General features: G+C 60.4%; 20 protein-coding genes and 1 tRNA gene. 10 read left to right on the top strand and 11 right to left on the bottom strand.

Translation table 11 applies throughout. The annotated features are described in order from the left end of the window. Window positions 1-215, top strand: a 215-nt coding sequence (locus GC425_RS05625) for a hypothetical protein (protein WP_374707629.1), incomplete at its 5' end; no start/stop codon positions are given. Next, window positions 212-943 carry a hypothetical protein gene (locus tag GC425_RS05620; protein WP_257822364.1) on the top strand — a complete coding sequence of 244 codons (732 nt, stop codon included), beginning with the start codon at window positions 212-214 and terminating at the stop codon, window positions 941-943. The genes GC425_RS05625 and GC425_RS05620, both read left to right, overlap by 4 nt. Before the next feature lie 198 nt (window positions 944-1,141). Here GC425_RS05620 and GC425_RS05615 read toward each other — a convergent pair whose 3' ends face one another. Then, window positions 1,142-1,759 (bottom strand): RNA polymerase sigma factor, encoded by a 618-nt coding sequence (locus GC425_RS05615; protein ID WP_257822362.1) that lies wholly within the window; start codon window positions 1,757-1,759, stop codon window positions 1,142-1,144. Window positions 1,760-1,949: 190 nt separating this feature from the next. Between GC425_RS05615 and GC425_RS05610 the strand changes: the two genes are divergently transcribed. Further along, a complete protein-coding gene (locus GC425_RS05610) occupies window positions 1,950-2,384 on the top strand; it encodes an organic hydroperoxide resistance protein (protein ID WP_151843553.1) in 435 nt (144 codons plus the stop codon). Between the two features lie 101 nt (window positions 2,385-2,485). On the opposite strand, the gene GC425_RS05605 is transcribed toward GC425_RS05610, so the two are convergent. The 9 genes from GC425_RS05605 to GC425_RS05565 all read right to left on the bottom strand — a co-directional run bounded on the left by GC425_RS05605 (window position 2,486) and on the right by GC425_RS05565 (window position 13,124). Next, window positions 2,486-2,920, bottom strand: a complete 435-nt coding sequence (locus GC425_RS05605) for a Na+/H+ antiporter subunit G (RefSeq protein WP_151842877.1) — start codon at window positions 2,918-2,920, stop codon at window positions 2,486-2,488. A gap of 21 nt (window positions 2,921-2,941) precedes the next feature. After that, complete coding sequence (locus GC425_RS05600) at window positions 2,942-3,220, bottom strand: monovalent cation/H+ antiporter complex subunit F (protein WP_151842878.1); 279 nt, start codon at window positions 3,218-3,220, stop codon at window positions 2,942-2,944. Window positions 3,221-3,223: 3 nt separating this feature from the next. Further along, window positions 3,224-4,186, bottom strand: a complete 963-nt coding sequence (locus GC425_RS05595) for a Na+/H+ antiporter subunit E (RefSeq protein WP_257822357.1) — start codon at window positions 4,184-4,186, stop codon at window positions 3,224-3,226. 2 nt (window positions 4,187-4,188) lie between these two features. After that, window positions 4,189-5,910, bottom strand: coding sequence for a monovalent cation/H+ antiporter subunit D family protein (locus GC425_RS05590; RefSeq protein ID WP_257822355.1), 1,722 nt, complete (start codon window positions 5,908-5,910; stop codon window positions 4,189-4,191). Then, the gene (locus GC425_RS05585; protein WP_257822353.1) at window positions 5,907-6,347 is read right to left on the bottom strand and encodes a sodium:proton antiporter; all 441 of its coding nucleotides are present in this window, start codon (window positions 6,345-6,347) and stop codon (window positions 5,907-5,909) included. The genes GC425_RS05590 and GC425_RS05585 overlap by 4 nt, the downstream gene beginning before the upstream one ends. Continuing rightward, complete coding sequence (locus GC425_RS05580) at window positions 6,347-9,526, bottom strand: DUF4040 family protein (RefSeq protein ID WP_257822352.1); 3,180 nt, start codon at window positions 9,524-9,526, stop codon at window positions 6,347-6,349. Before GC425_RS05580 ends, GC425_RS05585 begins: the two co-directional genes overlap by 1 nt. 226 nt (window positions 9,527-9,752) lie before the next feature. Beyond that, window positions 9,753-9,829, bottom strand: a tRNA-Pro gene (locus tag GC425_RS05575). Between the two features lie 78 nt (window positions 9,830-9,907). Next, window positions 9,908-10,888, bottom strand: coding sequence for a metallophosphoesterase (locus GC425_RS05570; RefSeq protein ID WP_257822351.1), 981 nt, complete (start codon window positions 10,886-10,888; stop codon window positions 9,908-9,910). Between the two features lie 88 nt (window positions 10,889-10,976). Beyond that, complete coding sequence (locus GC425_RS05565; protein WP_257822350.1) at window positions 10,977-13,124, bottom strand: transglycosylase domain-containing protein; 2,148 nt, start codon at window positions 13,122-13,124, stop codon at window positions 10,977-10,979. A 334-nt stretch (window positions 13,125-13,458) separates the two neighbouring features. Between GC425_RS05565 and GC425_RS05560 the strand changes: the two genes are divergently transcribed. Genes GC425_RS05560 through GC425_RS05545 form a run of 4 tightly spaced genes read left to right on the top strand, consistent with a single transcriptional unit; the run spans window position 13,459 to window position 15,376 of the window. Next, window positions 13,459-13,821: a WhiB family transcriptional regulator gene (locus GC425_RS05560; protein WP_151842885.1), complete on the top strand. Its 363-nt coding sequence runs from the start codon at window positions 13,459-13,461 to the stop codon at window positions 13,819-13,821. Window positions 13,822-13,830: 9 nt separating this feature from the next. Then, entirely contained in the window at window positions 13,831-13,989 is a 159-nt protein-coding gene (locus GC425_RS05555; protein WP_151843560.1) for a DUF4177 domain-containing protein, read from the top strand. 40 nt (window positions 13,990-14,029) lie between these two features. Then, the gene (locus GC425_RS05550) at window positions 14,030-14,515 is read left to right on the top strand and encodes a RidA family protein (RefSeq protein ID WP_257822349.1); all 486 of its coding nucleotides are present in this window, start codon (window positions 14,030-14,032) and stop codon (window positions 14,513-14,515) included. Window positions 14,516-14,542: 27 nt separating this feature from the next. After that, a complete protein-coding gene (locus tag GC425_RS05545) occupies window positions 14,543-15,376 on the top strand; it encodes an MBL fold metallo-hydrolase (RefSeq protein ID WP_151842888.1) in 834 nt (277 codons plus the stop codon). An 82-nt stretch (window positions 15,377-15,458) separates the two neighbouring features. Here the strand turns inward: GC425_RS05545 and glxR are convergent, their stop codons facing one another. Then, the gene (glxR, locus tag GC425_RS05540; RefSeq protein ID WP_151842889.1) at window positions 15,459-16,142 is read right to left on the bottom strand and encodes a CRP-like cAMP-activated global transcriptional regulator GlxR; all 684 of its coding nucleotides are present in this window, start codon (window positions 16,140-16,142) and stop codon (window positions 15,459-15,461) included. A 114-nt stretch (window positions 16,143-16,256) separates the two neighbouring features. Here glxR and nth point away from each other — a divergent pair, with 114 nt between their 5' ends. Genes nth through GC425_RS05525 form a run of 3 tightly spaced genes read left to right on the top strand, consistent with a single transcriptional unit; the run spans window position 16,257 to window position 18,640 of the window. Continuing rightward, on the top strand, window positions 16,257-17,090 hold the full coding sequence (nth, locus tag GC425_RS05535) for an endonuclease III (RefSeq protein ID WP_151842890.1): 834 nt from the start codon (window positions 16,257-16,259) through the stop codon (window positions 17,088-17,090). Window positions 17,091-17,092: 2 nt separating this feature from the next. Beyond that, window positions 17,093-17,851, top strand: a complete 759-nt coding sequence (locus GC425_RS05530) for a TlpA disulfide reductase family protein (protein WP_257822348.1) — start codon at window positions 17,093-17,095, stop codon at window positions 17,849-17,851. A gap of 3 nt (window positions 17,852-17,854) precedes the next feature. Then, the gene (locus GC425_RS05525; RefSeq protein ID WP_257822346.1) at window positions 17,855-18,640 is read left to right on the top strand and encodes a CoA pyrophosphatase; all 786 of its coding nucleotides are present in this window, start codon (window positions 17,855-17,857) and stop codon (window positions 18,638-18,640) included. Window positions 18,641-18,681 lie beyond the last annotated feature (41 nt).

The raw sequence follows: 18,681 nt of genomic DNA, 5'->3' as shown, positions 1-18,681 counted from the left end.
AAAGTGATCGGCGTGCGGGGATGGATGCCACCGAAGCCTACACCACCAACGCCATCGGAACCGCCGCCGGAATCGCCGCAGGAGCAGCCCTAGGCGCAGTCGCACCAGTCATCGCAACAGCAGTACTCGCAACCGCCGCTGGCATGATTGCGACATATGGGGCTAAGAAAATTTGGGAAAAGCATGCAGACAACTCCGAGAAGGGTAAACAATGAGATATTTAACGTCAGCCACATATTGGCTATTTTTACTATACTTGCTTTACTTTGGTGCTGATAGTCTTGCAGATTGTCAAAGTCTTGTCGAAGTGGTTTTTTCTATCGCGTTCCTAACTTGCGCGCTCTGTTGGTATTTTTTTTTCGGCGTGTCGTTGGTGCCGAAAGCAATACCTTCCCAAGTATGGATTACGGAAAATGATGAAATATTCACGCAAGAATTTAGGATAGCATGGATATTGTGGGTAGCGGTTCTTGCTACGTTTACCGTCGGACTGATTGCACTATTTGACCATTCCCTGCTTTCGGAGACTAACACTGGGCGCGTAGTATATTTGGGGGTTCTCTCGTTAATTGGTTTTCCATATTTCATGGCGGCTGTATTTCTAATGCCGCATTATACATTCATATTCAGACTTACGGATGATAAAATCATTCATGACTACTGTGGAACCGTCAGAAGTTTTAACTATGAAGATATTACTCACATTTACATAAAGGCAAGATATTTTCTTTTCCCGGCTATAGAAATCTGCGGTGCTGGTACTTCTAGGAAAGACTACCACCCTATCGCTAAATATCGAAAACAAGATATCTATAGATTTACACCAATTACAGGGATAGTGCTTGGCCATGTTGAGTTAAAGGAATTTGTGAGAATTCTCGAAGAAAAGACACAAGTACCTGTTGAGCCAAAAGGTCGAGGAATTAAGAGGTTTCTCGATTGACGATTTGGTTTCTCTCGACTTGTTAGTCTTTGTGGTGAAAGTAGGTCTATCCGAGGGGTGCCGTGGATCTTAATACGAACGTTTTGAAAATGCTGCGCATGTGATAAGGGGTGGAGTTTAGATGGTTGTGGCGCACATTTAAGGTGTGCATAGATCCTTGTGGATCACGCTATGCCGAAGGAAGCTGACGAAGGCCCTTTAACCTTTCCTCTGTTGTTGCCAGGCGCCCTGTGCGCTGTTCTTCTGCCTCGACATCTCCACCAAGTCAGCCCGCGCACGCGCCACGCGAGAACGGATCGTGCCCACGCGCACACCAGCAATGTTCGCAGCCTCCGCGTAGGTGTAGCCCAATACCTGGGTCAGGATTAGCGCCTCGCGTCGTTCATCCTCCAGTGCATCCACCATCGCACGTGTATCTACCCACTCCGCCCAAGTATTACCGCCCGCATCCTCTTCGGCATGGCTGGATGCCAGCTCTTCGCTCACCTCAGCCCCCGAGGAACGTGGACGCGCCATATCGTGTCGCACGCTATCTACCCACACGCGCCGTGCGAGGGACAAAATCCAGGTGCGGGCCGTGGAACGCGCCGCGAATCGTGGCAAGGCAGACAACACGCGCAGATAGGTTTCCTGAGTGAGGTCGTCGGCGCGGTCACGATCCGCTAAATGAGCGAGAAGCCGCCAGACATCGTCGTGAGTCTCCGCAATGAACGCGTTCAACGCCTTCCTGTCGCCCCGAGCAGCCCGTAGCGCCAGGTCAGTGACCCGTGCGTCTATGGCAGACGTGTCCGTCTGAGGCGTATCTCGGTAATGCATAGGTATAAGCATAGGCTCCCCAAGGCTTCAATAGTGAATGCGTCGCCGAGAATGCCAGCCTCTACTGCATAATGGGGGAGTTTTCGGTATTAAGGGAGTGGAAGGCCTGATCGCTTTCTCGACCAACGCCTCATGGCGTGGTCACTGCGTGTTCAGGCGCCACTGTCGTCAAGTTATAAAGGAGTTCACAATGAGCGACGCTAAGGACGCCCTCTACACCGCCAAGGCCCTGTCCACCGGTGGAGGTCGCGATGGTCATGTTTCTACCGACGATCGTCAGATTGACCTGGATACCCGCCCACCAAAGGCACTGGGTGGTTCCGGCGAGGGTACCAACCCTGAGCAGCTGGTATCCGCGGGTTGGGCAGCATGCTTCAACGGTGCGCTGCAGCTGATCATCAAGAATGCTGGTGTAAAGCTGGACAATACCCCTGAGGTCACTGTTGAAACCTCCCTGCACAAGGCCGGCCAGGGGTTTGAGCTGTCTGCAAAGATCAGCGCCACGGTGTTTGATGTGGATCAACAGCAGGCAGAAGAGCTGGTGGCTAAGGCTCACGAGTTCTGTCCATACTCCAAGGCTATGAAGGGCGACATCACGGTGGAGGTGGAAGCCTTCGCCGGCTAGTCTCGCACAGCTTCCGCGCGGTGGCATCGTGGCATCGCTACGGCCGTACGGTGTGCGGCACCGCCGTGCTGTGGCAGCGCTACCGCGCCGCTGCTATGCCACTACTTCGGCTCGGACGCCCGCTGACCACCAGACAGCGGCACCGTGTGATCCCAGTGCGTGGCGTGCAGCGCACGCCCCATCACATAAGACCCCACAGCGCCCACCACAAGCAGGGCAACAATCGCCACAATTGCCCTGATCAGCGCCCCCACGACGAACCCTTCCACCGCGAAGGTGTGCACCAGATTCGCGCAAATTAACAGGGGAATACCCACGCCCACGGCGGGTCCCACCATGTTCACCTGGGACAGCGCGTCGGGTGCCAAATACATGGCCCTGGCACTCACGAAGATAAACACCGCCCCGATAATCGCCAGCACTCCTGCTAAGATCGCGGCGAACCAATTCGGCTCCCGGAACTCTTGCAGTTCGCCAGCCTCTGCGGCGAAGGTGTATAGCTGCTGCCCAGCATCTGTTCCAAGTAGGAATGTCATAGCAGTCTCCTTTCAACCGCTCTATCGGCGGCCGCGGCTAATAATGCGCGCGTTCGCGATGGTAGAAATTGCGCCGAAAAGACCGGCGAATAATGCGACGTCGTAGGTGATCGCCGTCCGGTTGTACATGGAATAGCACAGAAACAACCCGATCATGGAGAAAAAGATCATGTCCGAGAGGACGGCGCGGCGGGCGTCGTTGTGGGTGGATACGGCACGCCACAGCACGGTCAGCAGTGCGATGACCACGATCACCGCAGCAATTCCGACCAAGATGTCGAGAAGCATGGTGGGTGACATTGGCTAGTTACCTTTCCGCTTTTTCTTGGAGCGTTTCTTTACTCGGGATGCTTTTTCTTCTTCGTCGTGTTTTTCTTTCCAGTGCCGAGGAGCCTGTTTCCAGCGTTCTTTCCCGCTGACGTCCTTGTCATCACGAGGGTTATTTTCGGGGTATAGCGGGTCGTAGAGAGTTTCGCCGGGTTTGGTGCGTCCCTGCCGGTCAGAGAGGGATGCGCCGAGGTTATCGCCTGCGAACGTATCAATATCCGGTGCTCCGGTGGAGTCCTTCTTTTTCGCGGCTCGGGCGCGTTCGGCGTTGCGACGTGCCACTTCGTAGCGCTCCATGCGGTCCATGTTGCGCAGCTCATCGGGATCCTTTTCATCGTCGTTGGCTTCCAGGATTGCGGCAACGAATGCTGCGGCATGTGGGGTGGAATCCACCTTTTCCACGTCAAATACCGTTTCATCCGACGCCCTACCGCCGCGACTCCCGCGGTATCCACGGGGGCCTTTACGTCCGCGCTCGACGAGGTATTCCACGTCGAATTTCATGGGGACGGATTTCACGTGAGGAGCGAGCCGTTCTTCCATATCTGCGAGGCTGTCGAGCAATTCTTGGGGGTCGGAACCGTACATTGCGTGAACGGCGAGGAAGCGTTGGACGGTGTCCAGGCCGTGGGTTTTGAATTCGGATTCTGCCACGGCGGAGGCATCCAGTCCACGGTTGCCGGCGATGGCGTCGTAGTCGACCTCCTTGGGGCCGGTGACGCCGAGGGCGAGTGTGCCGGGCGTCATCGTAATGGAGGCGATGAAGCCGGCGATGTCACGCTCGCACGTGACCCGCAGTGGGTAGTACAGGATGATCGGCGCGATGTTGCGGCCGGTTCCCAGGGTATCGATGGCCATGATCACGGATTCTTTGATGATCTGGCCGACCAGCCAGGTGCCGTAGCGCACGCTGTGGATGGTGTTGTTGATGAGGCTCATAGTTACTTACCTGCCTTTTCCCGCTGAGGGGAGTCGACACGGCTGTTGGTGGCGTCGTACTGCTTCGGGTCTTTGGCGGCCTTGCGGTTTTCTTCCTCTTGGACTGCGTTGCTGGCGGTGGCCGACTGTGCTCCTTCGGGAACGTTGTCGAGGCCAGCCGGTCCGATCGGAAGGACGTTACCCACGGCCTTGTCCTTGTCTGGGAAGACGGCGGCAACATAGGCGGTGGTGTCTGTCAGCGCGTGGGCCGCGCGGTTAGTGACGTTGAACAGTGGTCCAGCGCCGACGAACATCGTGACGGAGACAGCGATGAGTGCTGCAGAGGGGAACACGTAGCGGCGGGGAACGCGGAGTGTGGGATCGCACTCATTGGCGTTCATCTGGCGGCCCCAGAAGACTTCTCGCCAGAGGTAGACCATGGAGAGCAGTGCGGCCATGCTGGAGATGATGATCACGGAGATGGCCAGCCAGGCACGCCATGAGCCATCGGCGGAAATGCCGAAGACGAGTCCCAGCTTTCCCCAGAGACCGGAGAAGGGTGGGAATCCCACGATGGCGAGGGCGCCCATGGCGAAGACAGTGGCGACAAAGCGGTCACGGCGCATGATGCCGGACAGCAAGCGCAGGCGGCCGAAGCCGTAGGTTTCCTCGATGGCGCCGGAGGCCATGATGAGGGCGGCGGCGACGACCATGTGGTGCAGCATGTAGAACAGTGCCGCGGACAGCATCAGGTGTGGCTTCTCAGCCAGGAAGGCCAGAGAAATGAGGATGAACGGGATTCCGTTGACCATCTGATAACCGATGACCGAGCGCATGGAGGATTCCACCATGCCACCGAAGCCACCGATGAGCATGCCCAGCACCATGAAGAACAGGATGGTCCAGGACCAGGTGGGGTCCCCTTCAAAGATGGTCATGAAGATGCGCAGGATCGCATACACGGCAACCTTGGTGTGGAGACCGGAGAACAGCGCCATCACCGCAGGTGAGGTGGAGGGGTAGGCACGGGGCAGCCAGGTGTGGACAGGGGTCACACCAGCCTTGACGGACAGGGCCAGGATCACCAGGCCAAGGGTGACCACGAGCTGCCATTGGTTGCCGAACACACCGGGTTCAAACTCTTGGCCTCGAGGGCCGGCAGCCCCCGCGAGCGCGGCGATGTTGGTGGTACCGATAACGCCATAGGTGAGCGCCACGCCACTGACGAGCAGCAGGGACGTCACCAGGTTCACGATGATGAACATGCGGGCGCTCGCCAGGCGGGCCCAGGTACCGGTCATGGCGATGAGGCCAAAGGACGGCATCAGCATCACTTCGATGAACACGAAGAGGTTGAACAAATCTGCTGTGAGGAGCGCACCCCAGGCGCCGCCCAACAGCAGGAGCGCCAGCGCAGGGTAGAAGCGGGCGCGCGTTTCGCCGACCACGTCGGCGAACCACAGCGCAACGAACACCACCAGGGAGGTGGTGAAGATCATGACCGCGGTCAGGGAATCCGCCACGATGGGGATGGAAATACCGCCCACAAACTTACCGACATTGTCCGCGAGCACTGGCGTATCGCCGGAGGTTGCACTCAGCAGCCACAGGCCACCGACCATGCCGGCGAAGGGAATAGCCAGCGCGAGTGCGCGCCGGATGATGGGAACACCGATCACGGTCGCCAGGCCAGAGGCCACCATGGGAACAACGATGAACAGAGACAGAAGGGCACCGGTAGTCATGATTTCTTGTCCTCCTTGCTCTCAGCCTGCTTCTTGTCCCGAGTCAGGTCACGCTCGCTCACACCAGCGCGCTGCGTGCCCCGACCCATGGTCTGGAAGCTGCGGTAGCGGCGGAAGCCGGACTCGGGGTCGTCGCTGGAGCGGGTATCGTCGTCACGACCCAGCGCCGCCATAGCCAGCAGCACCGCAGTCGATGCCATGGAGATCACGATGGCGGTCAGCACGAAGGCCTGGGGGAGGGGGTCTGCCGCCTCGCCGGACGTGGCCCGGTCCATCAGCGGTTCGGTGCGCCAGGCACCAATGCCTGTGGAGAGGATCAGCAGGTTAACGCCGTGGCTGAGCAGCGCAATGCCAATGATGATGCGCAGCATGCCGCGCTGCATCACCATGTACACTCCGCCACCAATCAGGATGGCAATGATCAATGCGAGGATCATTACTGCTTCTCCTTTCCATCGTGTGCAGAATCTCTATCGTGTGCAGAATCGTCCGCGGTTGCGACAGGCGCTCGGGCTGCCTCGCGCTCCGCACGGTGCTGCGCCTCAAGGCGTTGCGCTTCCTGGTCCGGCTTCCCGGTCTGGGTTTGGGCCATCAGCTGGCCCATGTACGGCTGTCCCAAACCATCGCTTCTCTTTTCCACCGCGGTGGGCTGTTTGCCCTTAGACTTCGGTCCCATCTTCTGCTTTGAGGTCGGGGTCCGGAAGGCGTCGGCGTGTCGGGAAGGATCAGCACCGGGGCGCTCACGTCCGCCCATCATGTTGATGACAATCACGATCAGGCCAAGCACGGCAAGGTACACACCGCCATCGAAGATCAGGGAGGTGGACCAGTGGAACGGTCCGATCGAGCCGTGGAACGGTGCTAAGAAGCTGCCCTTGAAGAAGCCAATCAGGCCCGTGCCCAAGGCAAGGAACATGCCCCAACCGATGAACTTGTAGCCCAGGTCGTTCGTGCCCATCAGCTCGGACCGTGCGGTGCCGAGGTAGTACACGAACATGCCACAGGCCGCGACCAGCGCTGCCAAGAACGCGCCACCGGGGGCCATCGCGCCACGGTAGAAGGTCACCGCAGACAGGATGATCAGCAACGGAACCAGATACTTCGTGACCTGGCGGGACAGGATGGAGTTCAAGTAGTTGGAGCGCAGGTACTTGGAATAGAACGGCGCCAGCTCCGGGACCTTGTGCACGTCCGGGAATCGGGTGGATCCTTCCGCGCGGAACAGCTCGGAGGTAGAACCAGGTCCGTATCCCGGCAGCGGGGAGCGCGGAATGGACTGGATGATTGCGGCGATGACAATGCCGGCGATACCCAGAACGATGAGCTCGCCCATCGTATCGAAGGCACGGAACTCAACCAGGATGGCGGCCACCACGTTGTTGGCGTCCACTTCCTTCGGAGTGTTCTCCAAGTACCACTGGGCTACCTGCGGCTTATCGTGGCGTCCCGTCAGCAGCCACACGCCGAAGAATGTGACCAGTCCAATGGTCAGGGCCATGAAGGTGGCAAAGCGCGTACGGTTTTCTCCTTCGCGCAGGTACAGGCGCGGCTGGTGGCGCACCACCAGCATCATCAGGACGACCACACAGAACTCCACCAGTAGGTTGGTCAGCGCCACATCGGGAGCGCCCAGGATCAGCATCATCCAGGACACGCCCACGCCGGCAATGCCCACCAGCACAACGGAGGCGAGGCGGGAACGCGTAGCGATCAGGGCCACCACAGCGAAGGCAATGATGGCTAGCGCCACGACGTCTTCTAGCCGGTCGATGCCGCTCACACGCGGCTCCAGTGCGGCCAGGCCCGCGATGCGACCAGGCGCCATGACGGATGCCGCGCCAATCGCAATGAGCATCAGCATGATCCACAGCACGTGGCGGGTGGGGTTTAATCCCGCGGATGGGCGGCTGAGCAGGCGCGCGAGGCGTCGGGACAGGTTTTCATACGTGTCCAACACCTGCGCGCCACTGAACAGACCCAGGCGCGCGGTCTCTAGAGGGTAGACCAGGCGGTGGCGTTGCCAGATCACCACAACGCCCACGCCAATGACTGCCAAAGAAATCAGCAACGGAGTGGTCACGCCGTGCCACAGAGCTAGGTGGGAGTGGGTTTCGCCCACGCCGGTGGAGGTCACAATGGAATCCAGCGGGTGGTCCGCACGGGACAGGAACAACACAGCCGGCAGGGAGAGCAAGCCAGGCGCTGCGGCGGGGAACCAGAAGCTGAACGGCGCTTCCTGGACCTTACTCATGTCCTTCGAACCGTCGATGAACGCACCCGTGACGTACTTCGCGGAGTACACCATGGTGGCCAACGCACCCAGCGCCGCCGCGCACAGCAGCACGATGATTCCCGTGTTGCTCAGCGGCGCTTCAAGGAACGCCTCCAGCATCCCTTCCTTAGACACAAATCCCAAGGTGGGCGGGATCGCCGCCATGGACGCCGCCGCGATCACAGCCGAGCCGAACGTGAACGGCATCCGGCGCCACAGGGAGCCCAGGCGGTGCATGTGCCGCGATCCGGCCTGGTGGTCGATCACTCCCACCAGCATGAACAGGGATGATTTAAACAATGCATGTGCTGCCGTGTGCACAATCGCCGCCCCAATCGCGAAGGGGGTTCCCACACCAATGGTTGCCACGATCCAGCCCAGCTGGGACACCGTGGAGTACGCGGTCAGCTTCTTCAGATCGGGTTTCTGGATGGCGTACACAGCCGCCATCACGGCCGTGGTCATACCCGTGACAATGAGGAGCACGTGCCATGCCATGAGCCCATCAAACAGCCCGGAGAAGCGGATCAGCAGGTACACACCTGCCTTCACCACGGCTGCTGCGTGCAGGAAGGCGGACACGGGCGTGTCCGCTGCCATCGCTTCAGGAAGCCAGAAGTGGAACGGGATCTGTGCGGCCTTGGAAAATCCAGCCAATGCGATCATCACCGCAATGAGGGTGAGCCGTACTTGATGGTCGCCCCAGGCGTCGTAGGTCACAATCTCAGACACCCGCATCGTCCCTGCGGTGATCGCCGCAAGCCCCAACCCGACCAGCAGGAAGAGACCACCGGCGAAGGTGAGCAGCAACGTGCGCACCGAGCCTGCCTCGCCGCCGGAGCCGCTGCGGGCGATGAGGAAGAACGACGCCAAGCTCACCAATTCCCAGCCCACGAACAACAACGCTACGTCGTCGGCCAGGACCAGTAGCAGCACTGCCAGCATGAAGGACGTCATGAGCAGGTAAAAGCTCATGATTTTATGACCGTGGTGCAAGTAGCGGGTGGAGTAGATGAACACCACGCCGCCGATGATGAGCGCTAGGAGCGCGAAGAAGAGCGATAGCGCGTCCATGCGCAGAGCGAAGATCACATCTGCGGTAGCGCCCGTGGGATTGGTGGCGTCCGTGCCGCCGGTTCCGCTGAGTAGCCCCTTGATCCACGTGACAGACCAGGTTGCGGCTCTCCCCTCAAGTATTGGGTCGGCGTGCATGATGATGTAACCAGCAACACCGAAGAATGTGATGCCCAAGGGCCAACCTGCGTTTCGGTCAAGGAGTTTGACCAGGACAGGTACTGCGATGAGCGCCACGCTAATAACTAATGGGATGGCAACCAAGCTCACGAGGATGCAACACTCCTACCAAGGTTCGAGTACAGGGGAGGGGCGTTGAGTAAATTCACAACAGCCTCAATAGTACCAACCACCCCGTACTACACCCAATTGGGGGATCCTGATGGGATGTCGCTTCGTGCGATGGTGTTCTACCATGGGGCGTGTCTACTGTCACAGCACGCGCACGAAAAACCGGGGCCCAGCACCACTATGTGTGCTGAGCCCCGGATCACAATGGTCGGGATAACAGGATTTGAACCTGCGACCCCCTCGTCCCGAACGAGGTGCGCTACCAAACTGCGCCATATCCCGAAGGTAAACCCGAAGGTAGTACCGCATGTACTGTCCACGTACTGTAGCAGCCGATGCGGTTGCGTGTTCAAGGGTACTCTAGGCCTTCTCCGTCACATGAATCAGGGTGGCCGATGGCCGGCAGAACGTTCGGAACGGCACGTACTTCGAATTACCCAAACCGTTGGTGACATGCAGCCACAGCCGATCCGACCAGCGGGACAGCCCCGCCACCCGCGAGCGGTCGATACCACAGTTCGTCACCAGCGCCCGCCCGCCCGGAAGGCACAGCTGCCCACCGTGAGTGTGCCCGCTCAAGGCCAGCTGGTATCCGTCGGCCGCGAACTTGTCCAGAATGTGCGGCTCCGGGGAGTGCGATAGCCCGATCGCCAGGTCCGCGTCCGGATTCGGGTGGCCCGCGATGCTGTCATAATCGTCCAGCTCGTGGTGCGGGTCATCCACGCCCGCCAACGCCAGCTTCACCTTGCGCGAGTAAGTGCCAGAACCGGTGAGCGCCGGGTCAATGGCGAATTCCACGCGCTGGTGGGTGGCGTCGTGCCATCCTCGTTCGATGAAGGCCGCGCGCATCCCCTTCCACGGCAATTCTTCCGTGCTGGGCTTACGTTTCTTGCCCAGGAGATAGATGAAGGGGTTGACGGGGCGCGGCGCGAAGTAGTCATTGGAGCCGAAGACGAACACCCCGGGGCGGTTGAGCAGCGGATCCAGCGCCCGCAGCACGCCCGGCACGCCTTCGGCTTCCCCGAGGTTGTCGCCCGTGTTAATCACCAGATCGGGGTCCATCTGTTCCAGCTCGGCGACCCATTGTTGCTTATCCTTCTGCCGCGCCAGCATGTGGAGGTCGCTGACGTGCAGAATCCGCAGGCTGTCCCAATCCTCCGGCAGCGTCCCTGGCTCCAGGAGTGGCACCGTGACCTGGTGCAGCCGATACATGTGTGTTTCGCGCTCTGCCAGAATTAATGATCCGACGCCCAGCGCACCCACTCCCGCCGCACCCAGAAAAATGGAGCGGGCGAGGGAGCGGCGTGTGGGCTTTGAACTGACGGTGTTGCGCAACTTCATCACCTCACAAGTCTAGCGGCTCGGAGCGTGTGGCAGGCTAGCGCTCCCGGCGGCGAGCTTAGTGGCGGCCTGCTTAGTGGTGGCCTATTTAATGGCGACGCTGCGCCGTGACGTGCCCGTAGGCCTCCCGGAATCCGTGGGGGTTCGTGCCCGCCAGGAAACGTGGATCGAACGGCGGAAGCATCGGCGCTCCGACGTATCCCAGCAGGTTATTCGTGGTAGCCAGGAAGGTTTCCGCGGCTTCCTTGCCGCCGAACATATCGCCGTTCATGCACTGCCGCGCCGGGCTGGTGCACAGCGGCAGTGTGGTGCTGCCGTCGTTGAAGATGTAGGTGCTGCCGGCCCAGGTTGGGGTGAAGCCCACAAATGCTGCGGACATGTTGGATTCCGTGGTGCCCGTCTTCGCGGAGATCGGAGACCCGAAGCCCGTTGCCTGGGCTGCACCTTGTGCGCTGCCCTTGACCGTGTCCTCGCCTAACGCATTGGCCAGCGCATCGGCCACGGGGCGCTCCAGCACCTGCTGGCACGGAGTGGAGGTGAGCTTCACTGGCTTCCCATCGCGGTCGGTGACCTTCACTACGGGGCGGGGTTCGCACCAGCGGCCACCATCGGCCAGGGTTGCCGCCACGTTGGACAGCTCCAGCGGGTTGATCGGGGTGGGGCCCAGAACATAGGAGGCGTTATTGTCCTTCTTCATCTGCTCCGCGATGGACACCCCCTGGGAAAAGGAACCCTTCGTGGCGTAGGAGCGCAGGCCCAGGTCCACGGACAGGTCCACGATCCGTTGCATGCCCACGGTCTGCGCCAACTCCACGAAAGGAGTGTTCGGGCTGGTGGCCAGCGCCTCTCGAAGAGTCAGCTGAGGCCGGTAGTCGGCGGCATTCTCCACGCAGTACATCCCCGGAGGGCAGCCCGCAGCACCACCATCGCCCATGCCGGAGACCTCCACGCGCTTCGGAACATCCAGCTTGGTATCCAGTCCGGCGCCGTGTTCGAGGGCCACTGCGGCGTCGAATATTTTAAAGACGGACCCCGCACCATTGCCCTGCAAGGAATGGGTGAGGGGCAGCACGGTCTGCTTGCTCTCCGCATCCAGGCCATACACGCGGCTGCTGGCCATCGCCCTCACATCATGGGTGGCAGCGGAGCCGGAGCGGCCGCTGCTTCGGGGTGTGATGAAGGAGGACACGGAGGCCACGCCCTCGGCTTGAGGGTGCACGCGGAGGCGGCTTTGCTGGACGGCCTGTTGCTGAGCTGTGGCATCCAGCGTGGTGGTGATGGTGTAGCCGCCACGCATAATGTCCTCCTGGGACAGGCCATGATCCTCCAACCACTGGAGCGCATAATCGCAGAAAAAGCCATTATCACCAGCGCCAATGCATCCGCCTTGGAGCCGCTGCGGCTGCTCGAGCACCCCCAGCGGCTCCTGGGCATAACGGTCAGCATCCGCCTGCGACAACGTGCCCGTGGCCACCCGAGCCTGAAGGACAGCATTGCGGCGCTGCAGGGCGGCGTCCGGATGAGCGTAAGGATCAAGGCCAGCTGTGGACTGCACCACGCCCGCCAGGAACGCCGCCTGAGGGACGGTGAGGTGGGAAGCGTGCACGCCGAAGTAGGTGCGGGCGGCCGCTTCGATGCCGAAGGCGCCCTGTCCGTAGGAGATGAGATTAAGGTAGCGCGTGAGGATCTCGTCCTTGGAGAAGCGCTGGTCCACCTCGCTGGCCATCTTCATTTCGCGCAGCTTGCGGGGGATGGAGGTTTCCACGGCTTCCTCGGCCTGCTCGTGGGAATCAGCGGCTATGTAATAGAGGTAGTTCTTGACATATTGCTGGTCCAGCGTGGAGGCGCCTTCGGCCACGCCGCCGCTGGTGACATTGGAGACCATGGCGCGGAGAGTGCCGCGCAAGTCCACGCCGGAGTGTTCATAGAAACGGCGATCCTCGATGGCGACGATGGAATCCTTCACCTCTTGGGAGATCTTGTCGCTGGCGACGGGCACGCGATATTGATCGTAGAAATAAGCGATGGGTTCGCCCTCACGATCAGTCATGGTGGATACCAAAGGGAGAGAGGTGTTGTAGCCGATGTCCTGAAGGTTCGAGTTCATGGTCCGTGAGCTGGCATTGATGCCCCAGCCAGCTGCGCCCGCCAGGGGGAGGAGCGCAACGCTCATCAGTGCACCGGCTACGAGGATCGCCGCGATGAGCGTGGAGAGGGCTGTCAGCTTTTCCTTCATGGCCAATTACCTTAGTGCACCGCGTGGTGTATGGGGGTGGGGGAAAGTGTTTTGACCCTAGAAGGGTCAGTTCGTGATTTTGACCACACTTTACAGCGTTTTCACAGTCTTTTCGCAGTAGAGACGATATGTCCACAGAAAGTTGTTAGATCAACTACCGTGGGTCGATTTTCCTACCACGAAAGAAGCGCGAGAGGGGTCATCACCCCCACAATGTGACGCAATAGACAGTAGTGAAAAAATGTGAATAGTATTACAACATCGATGCGGCGACGCACCGGCACTACCTACGACACGCAAACAACATCACCAATCCTGTGGAGGAAAGAACATTATGACGGCATCACTCGCACGACCAGTAGGAGCCACGGCACCTCTGGATGCACAGCCGCTCACGACGCGCGAATCCTTCACCAACCGCGGTGAATGGATCACCCAGGCGCACTGCCGCAACGTTGACCCTGAGGAGCTCTTCGTCAAGGGTGCAGCACAGCGCAAGGCCGTGGCCATCTGCCGCCACTGCCCTGTGGTCCTGCAGTGCCGTGCCGACGCCCTGGACAACCGCGTGGAATACGGCGTGTGGGGTGGCATGACGGAACGCCAGCGCCGCGCACTGCTGCGCAAGCACCCAGAGATCACCTCCTGGGCAGACTTCTTCGCCGGCCAGCTGGAAGCGGCCGCAGCGCGCAAAGGCTAGACTAGCCCCATGACTACATGGGAATACGCAACCGTGCCACTGCTGACACACGCCACCAAACAGATCCTGGACAATTGGGGATCGGACGGATGGGAGCTCGTGAGTGTGCTCCCCGGCCCCACGGGAGAGCAGCACGTCGCTTACCTAAAGCGCCCTCTCGAGAACTAGCGATAGTCAGCTAAAGATAGTAAGGAAAGGCACGTAGACAGTGGCACAAACATTTAGTGAGCGCCTCACCGAACTAGGCATTGAACTTCCAGCCGTTGCAGCACCCGTTGCGGCATATGTTCCTGCGGTGAAGGCCGGCAATACCGTGTACACCTCCGGGCAGCTCCCCTTCGTCAACGGTGAGCTTCCTGCGACGGGACTCGTCGGCGACGCGGAGGGTGAGTCCACCCCTGACGTCACCCCAGAGCAGGCCTATGATCTTGCTCGCACCGCCGCGCTCAATGCGGTCGCTGCGGTCGATGCACTGGTGGGAATCGACAACATCACCCAGGTGGTGAAGGTTAACGGTTTTGTGGCTTCTGCCAGAGGATTTGGCGGCCAACCAGCAGTGATCAATGGAGCCAGCGAGGTCCTGGGAGAGATCTTTGGCGATGCAGGAGTGCACGCTCGCGCTGCAGTGGGAGTGGCTGAATTGCCGCTGAACGCCCCCGTTGAAGTAGAAATTGTTGTCACGGTAGCCGACTAATCCCTTTTGAGCGCTAAGCTGGAGTGCATGGAACACCCTGCATATAGCCAACTCCGTCCCGTTACCGACAACGTTGGAGTGGTTTTGGCCATGAACCCTAGCTACTCCGCACTGGAGGGGACCAACACCTGGATCATCCGCGGAAAGAACGACCGCGTGAGCGTGGTAGTAGACCCAGGTCCAGCGGATGAAGGCCACCTCAACGTTGTCACGTCCAAGGCCACCCAGGATGGTGGGCAGATTGGACTGACCTTGCTGACCCACCGCCACGACGACCACGCCGCGGGAGCTCACCGCTTCCGCCAGATCAACGGCACGTCCATCCGCGCTGTGGATAAGACCCACAACTACGGCGATGTTCAGCCACTGGAAAACGGTGAGTTCATTAAGATCGAGGGCCTCACGCCCACCATCGAGGTGGTGACCACCCCAGGTCACACCAAGGACAGCGTGTGCTTCTTCATCCACTCCCAGGGTGGAACCGATGACTCGGACGTTGAAGGCATCATCACCGGAGACACGATCGCGGGCCGCCACACTACCATGATCTCCGAGACTGATGGTGACCTGGGTGCCTACATCGAGACTCTACGCATGCTTCAGAAGCGCGGCGAAGGCAAGACCTTGCTGCCAGGCCACGGCCCAGAGCATCAGGACGTGTCCGAGCTGGCGACGAAGTACCTGGAGCGTCGTGAACAGCGACTGCAGCAGGTCAAGCAGGCCCGTGCCGAACTGGGTGAGGATGCCACGGTGGGAGAACTGGTGGACTTCATCTACACGGACGTAGACCCAGTGCTTCGCTCCGCGGCGGAGCAGTCCACCCGCGTGGCCGTGCGTTACCTCGCGGAGCAGGACAACTAGCGAGCGCTAGTGGGCGAGCTGGTGCGGCTTGCCACGCACTGGCGCGTGCGCTTCGCTACGCGCACGCGAGCGCAGCCAAGGCCTAGCGAGCGCGCTTGGCCAGACGCTCCGTATCAGAGATCAGCACGGATTTGCCCTCGAGGCGAATCCATCCGCGGTGAGCAAACTCAGCCAGAGCCTTGTTCACCGTCTCGCGGGACGCTCCCACCAGCTGGGCGATCTCTTCCTGGGTGAGATCGTGGTTCACACGCAAAGCGCTGCCTTCCTGGGTTCCGAAACGGTTCGCCAGCTGCAGCAGCGCCTTCGCTACGCGGCCAGGGACGTCGGTAAAGATAAGATCCGCCAGGGAGTTATTCGTCCTGCGGAGACGGCGCGCCAACACGCGCAGCAGCTGCTCGGAAATCTGAGGATGCTGGCCAATCCACTCGTGCAGCATGTTGGAGTCCATCGTGGCGCAGACTACTTCGGTGACACAGATCGCCGAGGAGGTACGTGGGCCGGGATCGAAGATGGACAGCTCACCGAACATGTCCGAGGGGCCCATCACGGTGAGCAGATTCTCGCGGCCGTCGGCCGAATGCCGGGCCAGCTTCACCTTGCCAGAGATGATGATGTAGAGACGATCACCTGGCTCACCTTCGTCGAAGATCGTGGTACCCCGTGGGTACTTCACGGTATCCAGTTGAGCAATCAGGTCCTGCACGGCAGTTGGCTCAACTCCTTGGAAAATACCCGCGCGGGACAGGATCTCAGATACTTCTGACATCGAGGCGTTACTCCTTCAGGCTGGCCGGTGTTACGGCTGCGTTTTCACAGTGTGGTCAAGGGTTCTAGTTGCGTCTCATCTACTGTGTAGGAGCCGCAGGCTATTGTTGTAGGCATGTCTGGAAAGAAACATTCATCACTCCCCACCCCAGGCAGTCATATCGCCGCGAAGGGCAAAGAGACCCGCTTGGGGCGAGTGCGTCGTGCACGTCGAATCAATCGGATGCTTGATGAAGCCTATCCAGATGCTCACGCCGAGTTGGACTTCACAAATCCCTTGGAGTTGTTGGTCGCAACTGTGCTCTCCGCTCAGTGTACTGATGTTCGTGTGAATATAGTCACAAAGCGGTTGTTTCCACTGTATCCTACTGCGGAATCCTATGCACAAGCGCGTCAGGAAGAGCTTGAAGAAATCATCCGCCCCACGGGGTTCTACCATTCCAAGGCGCGCAATCTCATGGGGCTGGGGGCGATGCTGGTGGACAAGCACGGCGGTGAGGTGCCGGGCCGTCTGGAGGATCTGGTGGAGCTCCCGGGCGTGGGCCGGAAGACCGCGAACGTGGTGCTGGGCAATGCGTTCGGGGTGCCTGGGCTGACGGTGGACACGCACTTCGGCCGTTTAGTCCGACGCTGGGGGCTCACCACCGAAGAGGATCCCGTCGCCGTGGAGCGGGAGATAGCCGAGCTCATTGAGCGTAAAGAGTGGACGATGTTCTCGCACCGCACCGTGTTCCATGGCCGGCGAGTGTGCCACTCCCGCCGAGCCGCCTGCGGAACCTGCCTGTTGGCTCGGCAATGCCCCAGCTTTGGCATCGCAGGGCCCGCAGATCCGCATGAGGCCATCACGCTCATGAAATCCGAGGACCGCGAGCACTTGTTGGCTGTCGCAGGGTTCTCGGCCGACGGAGAGCCGGCAGACAGAAAGCCTGAAGGCAGAGAGGAGGCATAGTGGTGGCGAGCGAAGACCAGAACAACCCAGTGGAGCAACCGTCCGCAGAGCAGCCGCCGCGCGCGTCCGCAGAGCGACGCACGCGGGTCATCATCGTGGCAGTTACCGTGATCGTAGGCCTCATCGTGGCGGCCATCCCGCTGATCGCTAGCATGACCAGCCCTTCGGACAGTGCCCACAACACCACGCACTCGGCTGAGGGTACCGAAGCTACAGCAGCCAGCGCAGACCCCGGCAACGCCCAGGACCCACAGCTTAAAGACGTGAGCGTGGACACGCCCGTGGCGTGCCCCGAGGCCACCCAACAGCCCCTGGACCCTTCCTCGGAACTCGCTGACGTGAACCTGCCCTGCCTCACCACGGGCGGGCAGCCCACCGAGCACTCCCTAGGCCAACAACTCGCCGGGAAAGTCTCCGTGGTGAACGTCTGGGCCTGGTGGTGCGGACCCTGCCGCGAGGAACTACCCATCATGAATGCAGTGCGGCACAACCACCCAGAATGGAACGTTGTAGGGGTACATATGGCCCAAGAGGCGCAGGCTGGCGTCGATTTTTTAAAGACAACAGGAGCCACTGACCTGCCGAGCTATCAGGATTCCATCCACACGTTCGACACGGCCACGAAAATCCCCCAAGTAGTACCGATAACATTGGTCTATCGAGAAGACGGCACACGCGCCGGGATGTTCACCACAGCATTCACCAGCGAAGAACAGCTCGTCACGGCCGTCACCAACGCACTACACAACGAGAAGAACTGACGCATGGACTACCCCTTCGAGCAGTGGTACGCCGCCATCGACCACCAACCGGACCTCCCCGGCGGACTAGACGCCATGCCCACCTGGATCCAGGACGTGGCCCGCGTGTGCAGAGAAACGGACATCCACCAGCACTTCTCCGACAACTCACGAAAAGTACCGGAGACAGGCCCAAACGGACACCCACCCCGCTATTCGGCGGTGCTGATCCTGCTCGGGGAGCGCGAATCGGATGGAGCGCCAGAGATCCTGCTGACGCACCGCACCCCCACCATGCGCACACACTCCGGGCAAATGGCCTTCCCCGGTGGCGGCTGGGAATCACAAGACCCAGACCCCATCCACACAGCCGTGCGGGAAGCGCAGGAGGAAACGGACCTGGACCCAGAATCCATCACGCCGATAGCGGTCCTGCAGCCCCTGTACATTGATCGCACGAACTTTGCCGTGGTGCCCGTGCTGGCGTACTGGCACGCGCCGCACCCCGTGCACCCCGCCACGGCGGAAAACGACTGGGTGGAGACGGTGGCCATTGCCGACCTGGTGAACCCGGAGAACCGCTTCCGCGTGGAATACCTGGGATGGCACGGGCCAGCATTCTATGTCCACGACATGATCCTGTGGGGATTCACCGGAGGCGTGGTGGACGCGCTCTTGGAACGCGCCGGCTGGGCACAACCGTGGGACACACAGCGTAAGGTAGACCTATTCAGCGCGCTGGCTGAATCCTCCAACGGTGAAGCCCTTGCCGATATGCGCAAGGGCTTCCGCGGTGAACTAGACCGCTAGCCGCGAGGACGGCCACACACCACACACTGAAGGGACAGCAC

The sequence above is a fragment of the Corynebacterium sp. zg254 genome (assembly GCF_024701495.1).
Classification (GTDB): domain Bacteria; phylum Actinomycetota; class Actinomycetes; order Mycobacteriales; family Mycobacteriaceae; genus Corynebacterium; species Corynebacterium zhongnanshanii.
Note: the sequence above shows the minus strand (reverse complement) of the source record. Positions and strands in the feature narration are given on the sequence as shown.

Bases quoted from the DNA above. Each gene is read 5' to 3' on its own strand.
- GC425_RS05620 (WP_257822364.1), top strand. From the start codon at position 212: ATGAGATATTTAACGTCAGCCACATATTGGCTATTTTTACTATACTTG.
- GC425_RS05615 (WP_257822362.1), bottom strand. From the start codon at position 1,759: ATGCATTACCGAGATACGCCTCAGACGGACACGTCTGCCATAGACGCA.
- GC425_RS05610 (WP_151843553.1), top strand. From the start codon at position 1,950: ATGAGCGACGCTAAGGACGCCCTCTACACCGCCAAGGCCCTGTCCACC.
- GC425_RS05605 (WP_151842877.1), bottom strand. From the start codon at position 2,920: ATGACATTCCTACTTGGAACAGATGCTGGGCAGCAGCTATACACCTTC.
- GC425_RS05600 (WP_151842878.1), bottom strand. From the start codon at position 3,220: ATGTCACCCACCATGCTTCTCGACATCTTGGTCGGAATTGCTGCGGTG.
- GC425_RS05595 (WP_257822357.1), bottom strand. From the start codon at position 4,186: ATGAGCCTCATCAACAACACCATCCACAGCGTGCGCTACGGCACCTGG.
- GC425_RS05590 (WP_257822355.1), bottom strand. From the start codon at position 5,910: ATGACTACCGGTGCCCTTCTGTCTCTGTTCATCGTTGTTCCCATGGTG.
- GC425_RS05585 (WP_257822353.1), bottom strand. From the start codon at position 6,347: ATGATCCTCGCATTGATCATTGCCATCCTGATTGGTGGCGGAGTGTAC.
- GC425_RS05570 (WP_257822351.1), bottom strand. From the start codon at position 10,888: ATGAAGTTGCGCAACACCGTCAGTTCAAAGCCCACACGCCGCTCCCTC.
- GC425_RS05565 (WP_257822350.1), bottom strand. From the start codon at position 13,124: ATGAAGGAAAAGCTGACAGCCCTCTCCACGCTCATCGCGGCGATCCTC.
- GC425_RS05560 (WP_151842885.1), top strand. From the start codon at position 13,459: ATGACGGCATCACTCGCACGACCAGTAGGAGCCACGGCACCTCTGGAT.
- GC425_RS05555 (WP_151843560.1), top strand. From the start codon at position 13,831: ATGACTACATGGGAATACGCAACCGTGCCACTGCTGACACACGCCACC.
- GC425_RS05545 (WP_151842888.1), top strand. From the start codon at position 14,543: ATGGAACACCCTGCATATAGCCAACTCCGTCCCGTTACCGACAACGTT.
- glxR (WP_151842889.1), bottom strand. From the start codon at position 16,142: ATGTCAGAAGTATCTGAGATCCTGTCCCGCGCGGGTATTTTCCAAGGA.
- nth (WP_151842890.1), top strand. From the start codon at position 16,257: ATGTCTGGAAAGAAACATTCATCACTCCCCACCCCAGGCAGTCATATC.
- GC425_RS05525 (WP_257822346.1), top strand. From the start codon at position 17,855: ATGGACTACCCCTTCGAGCAGTGGTACGCCGCCATCGACCACCAACCG.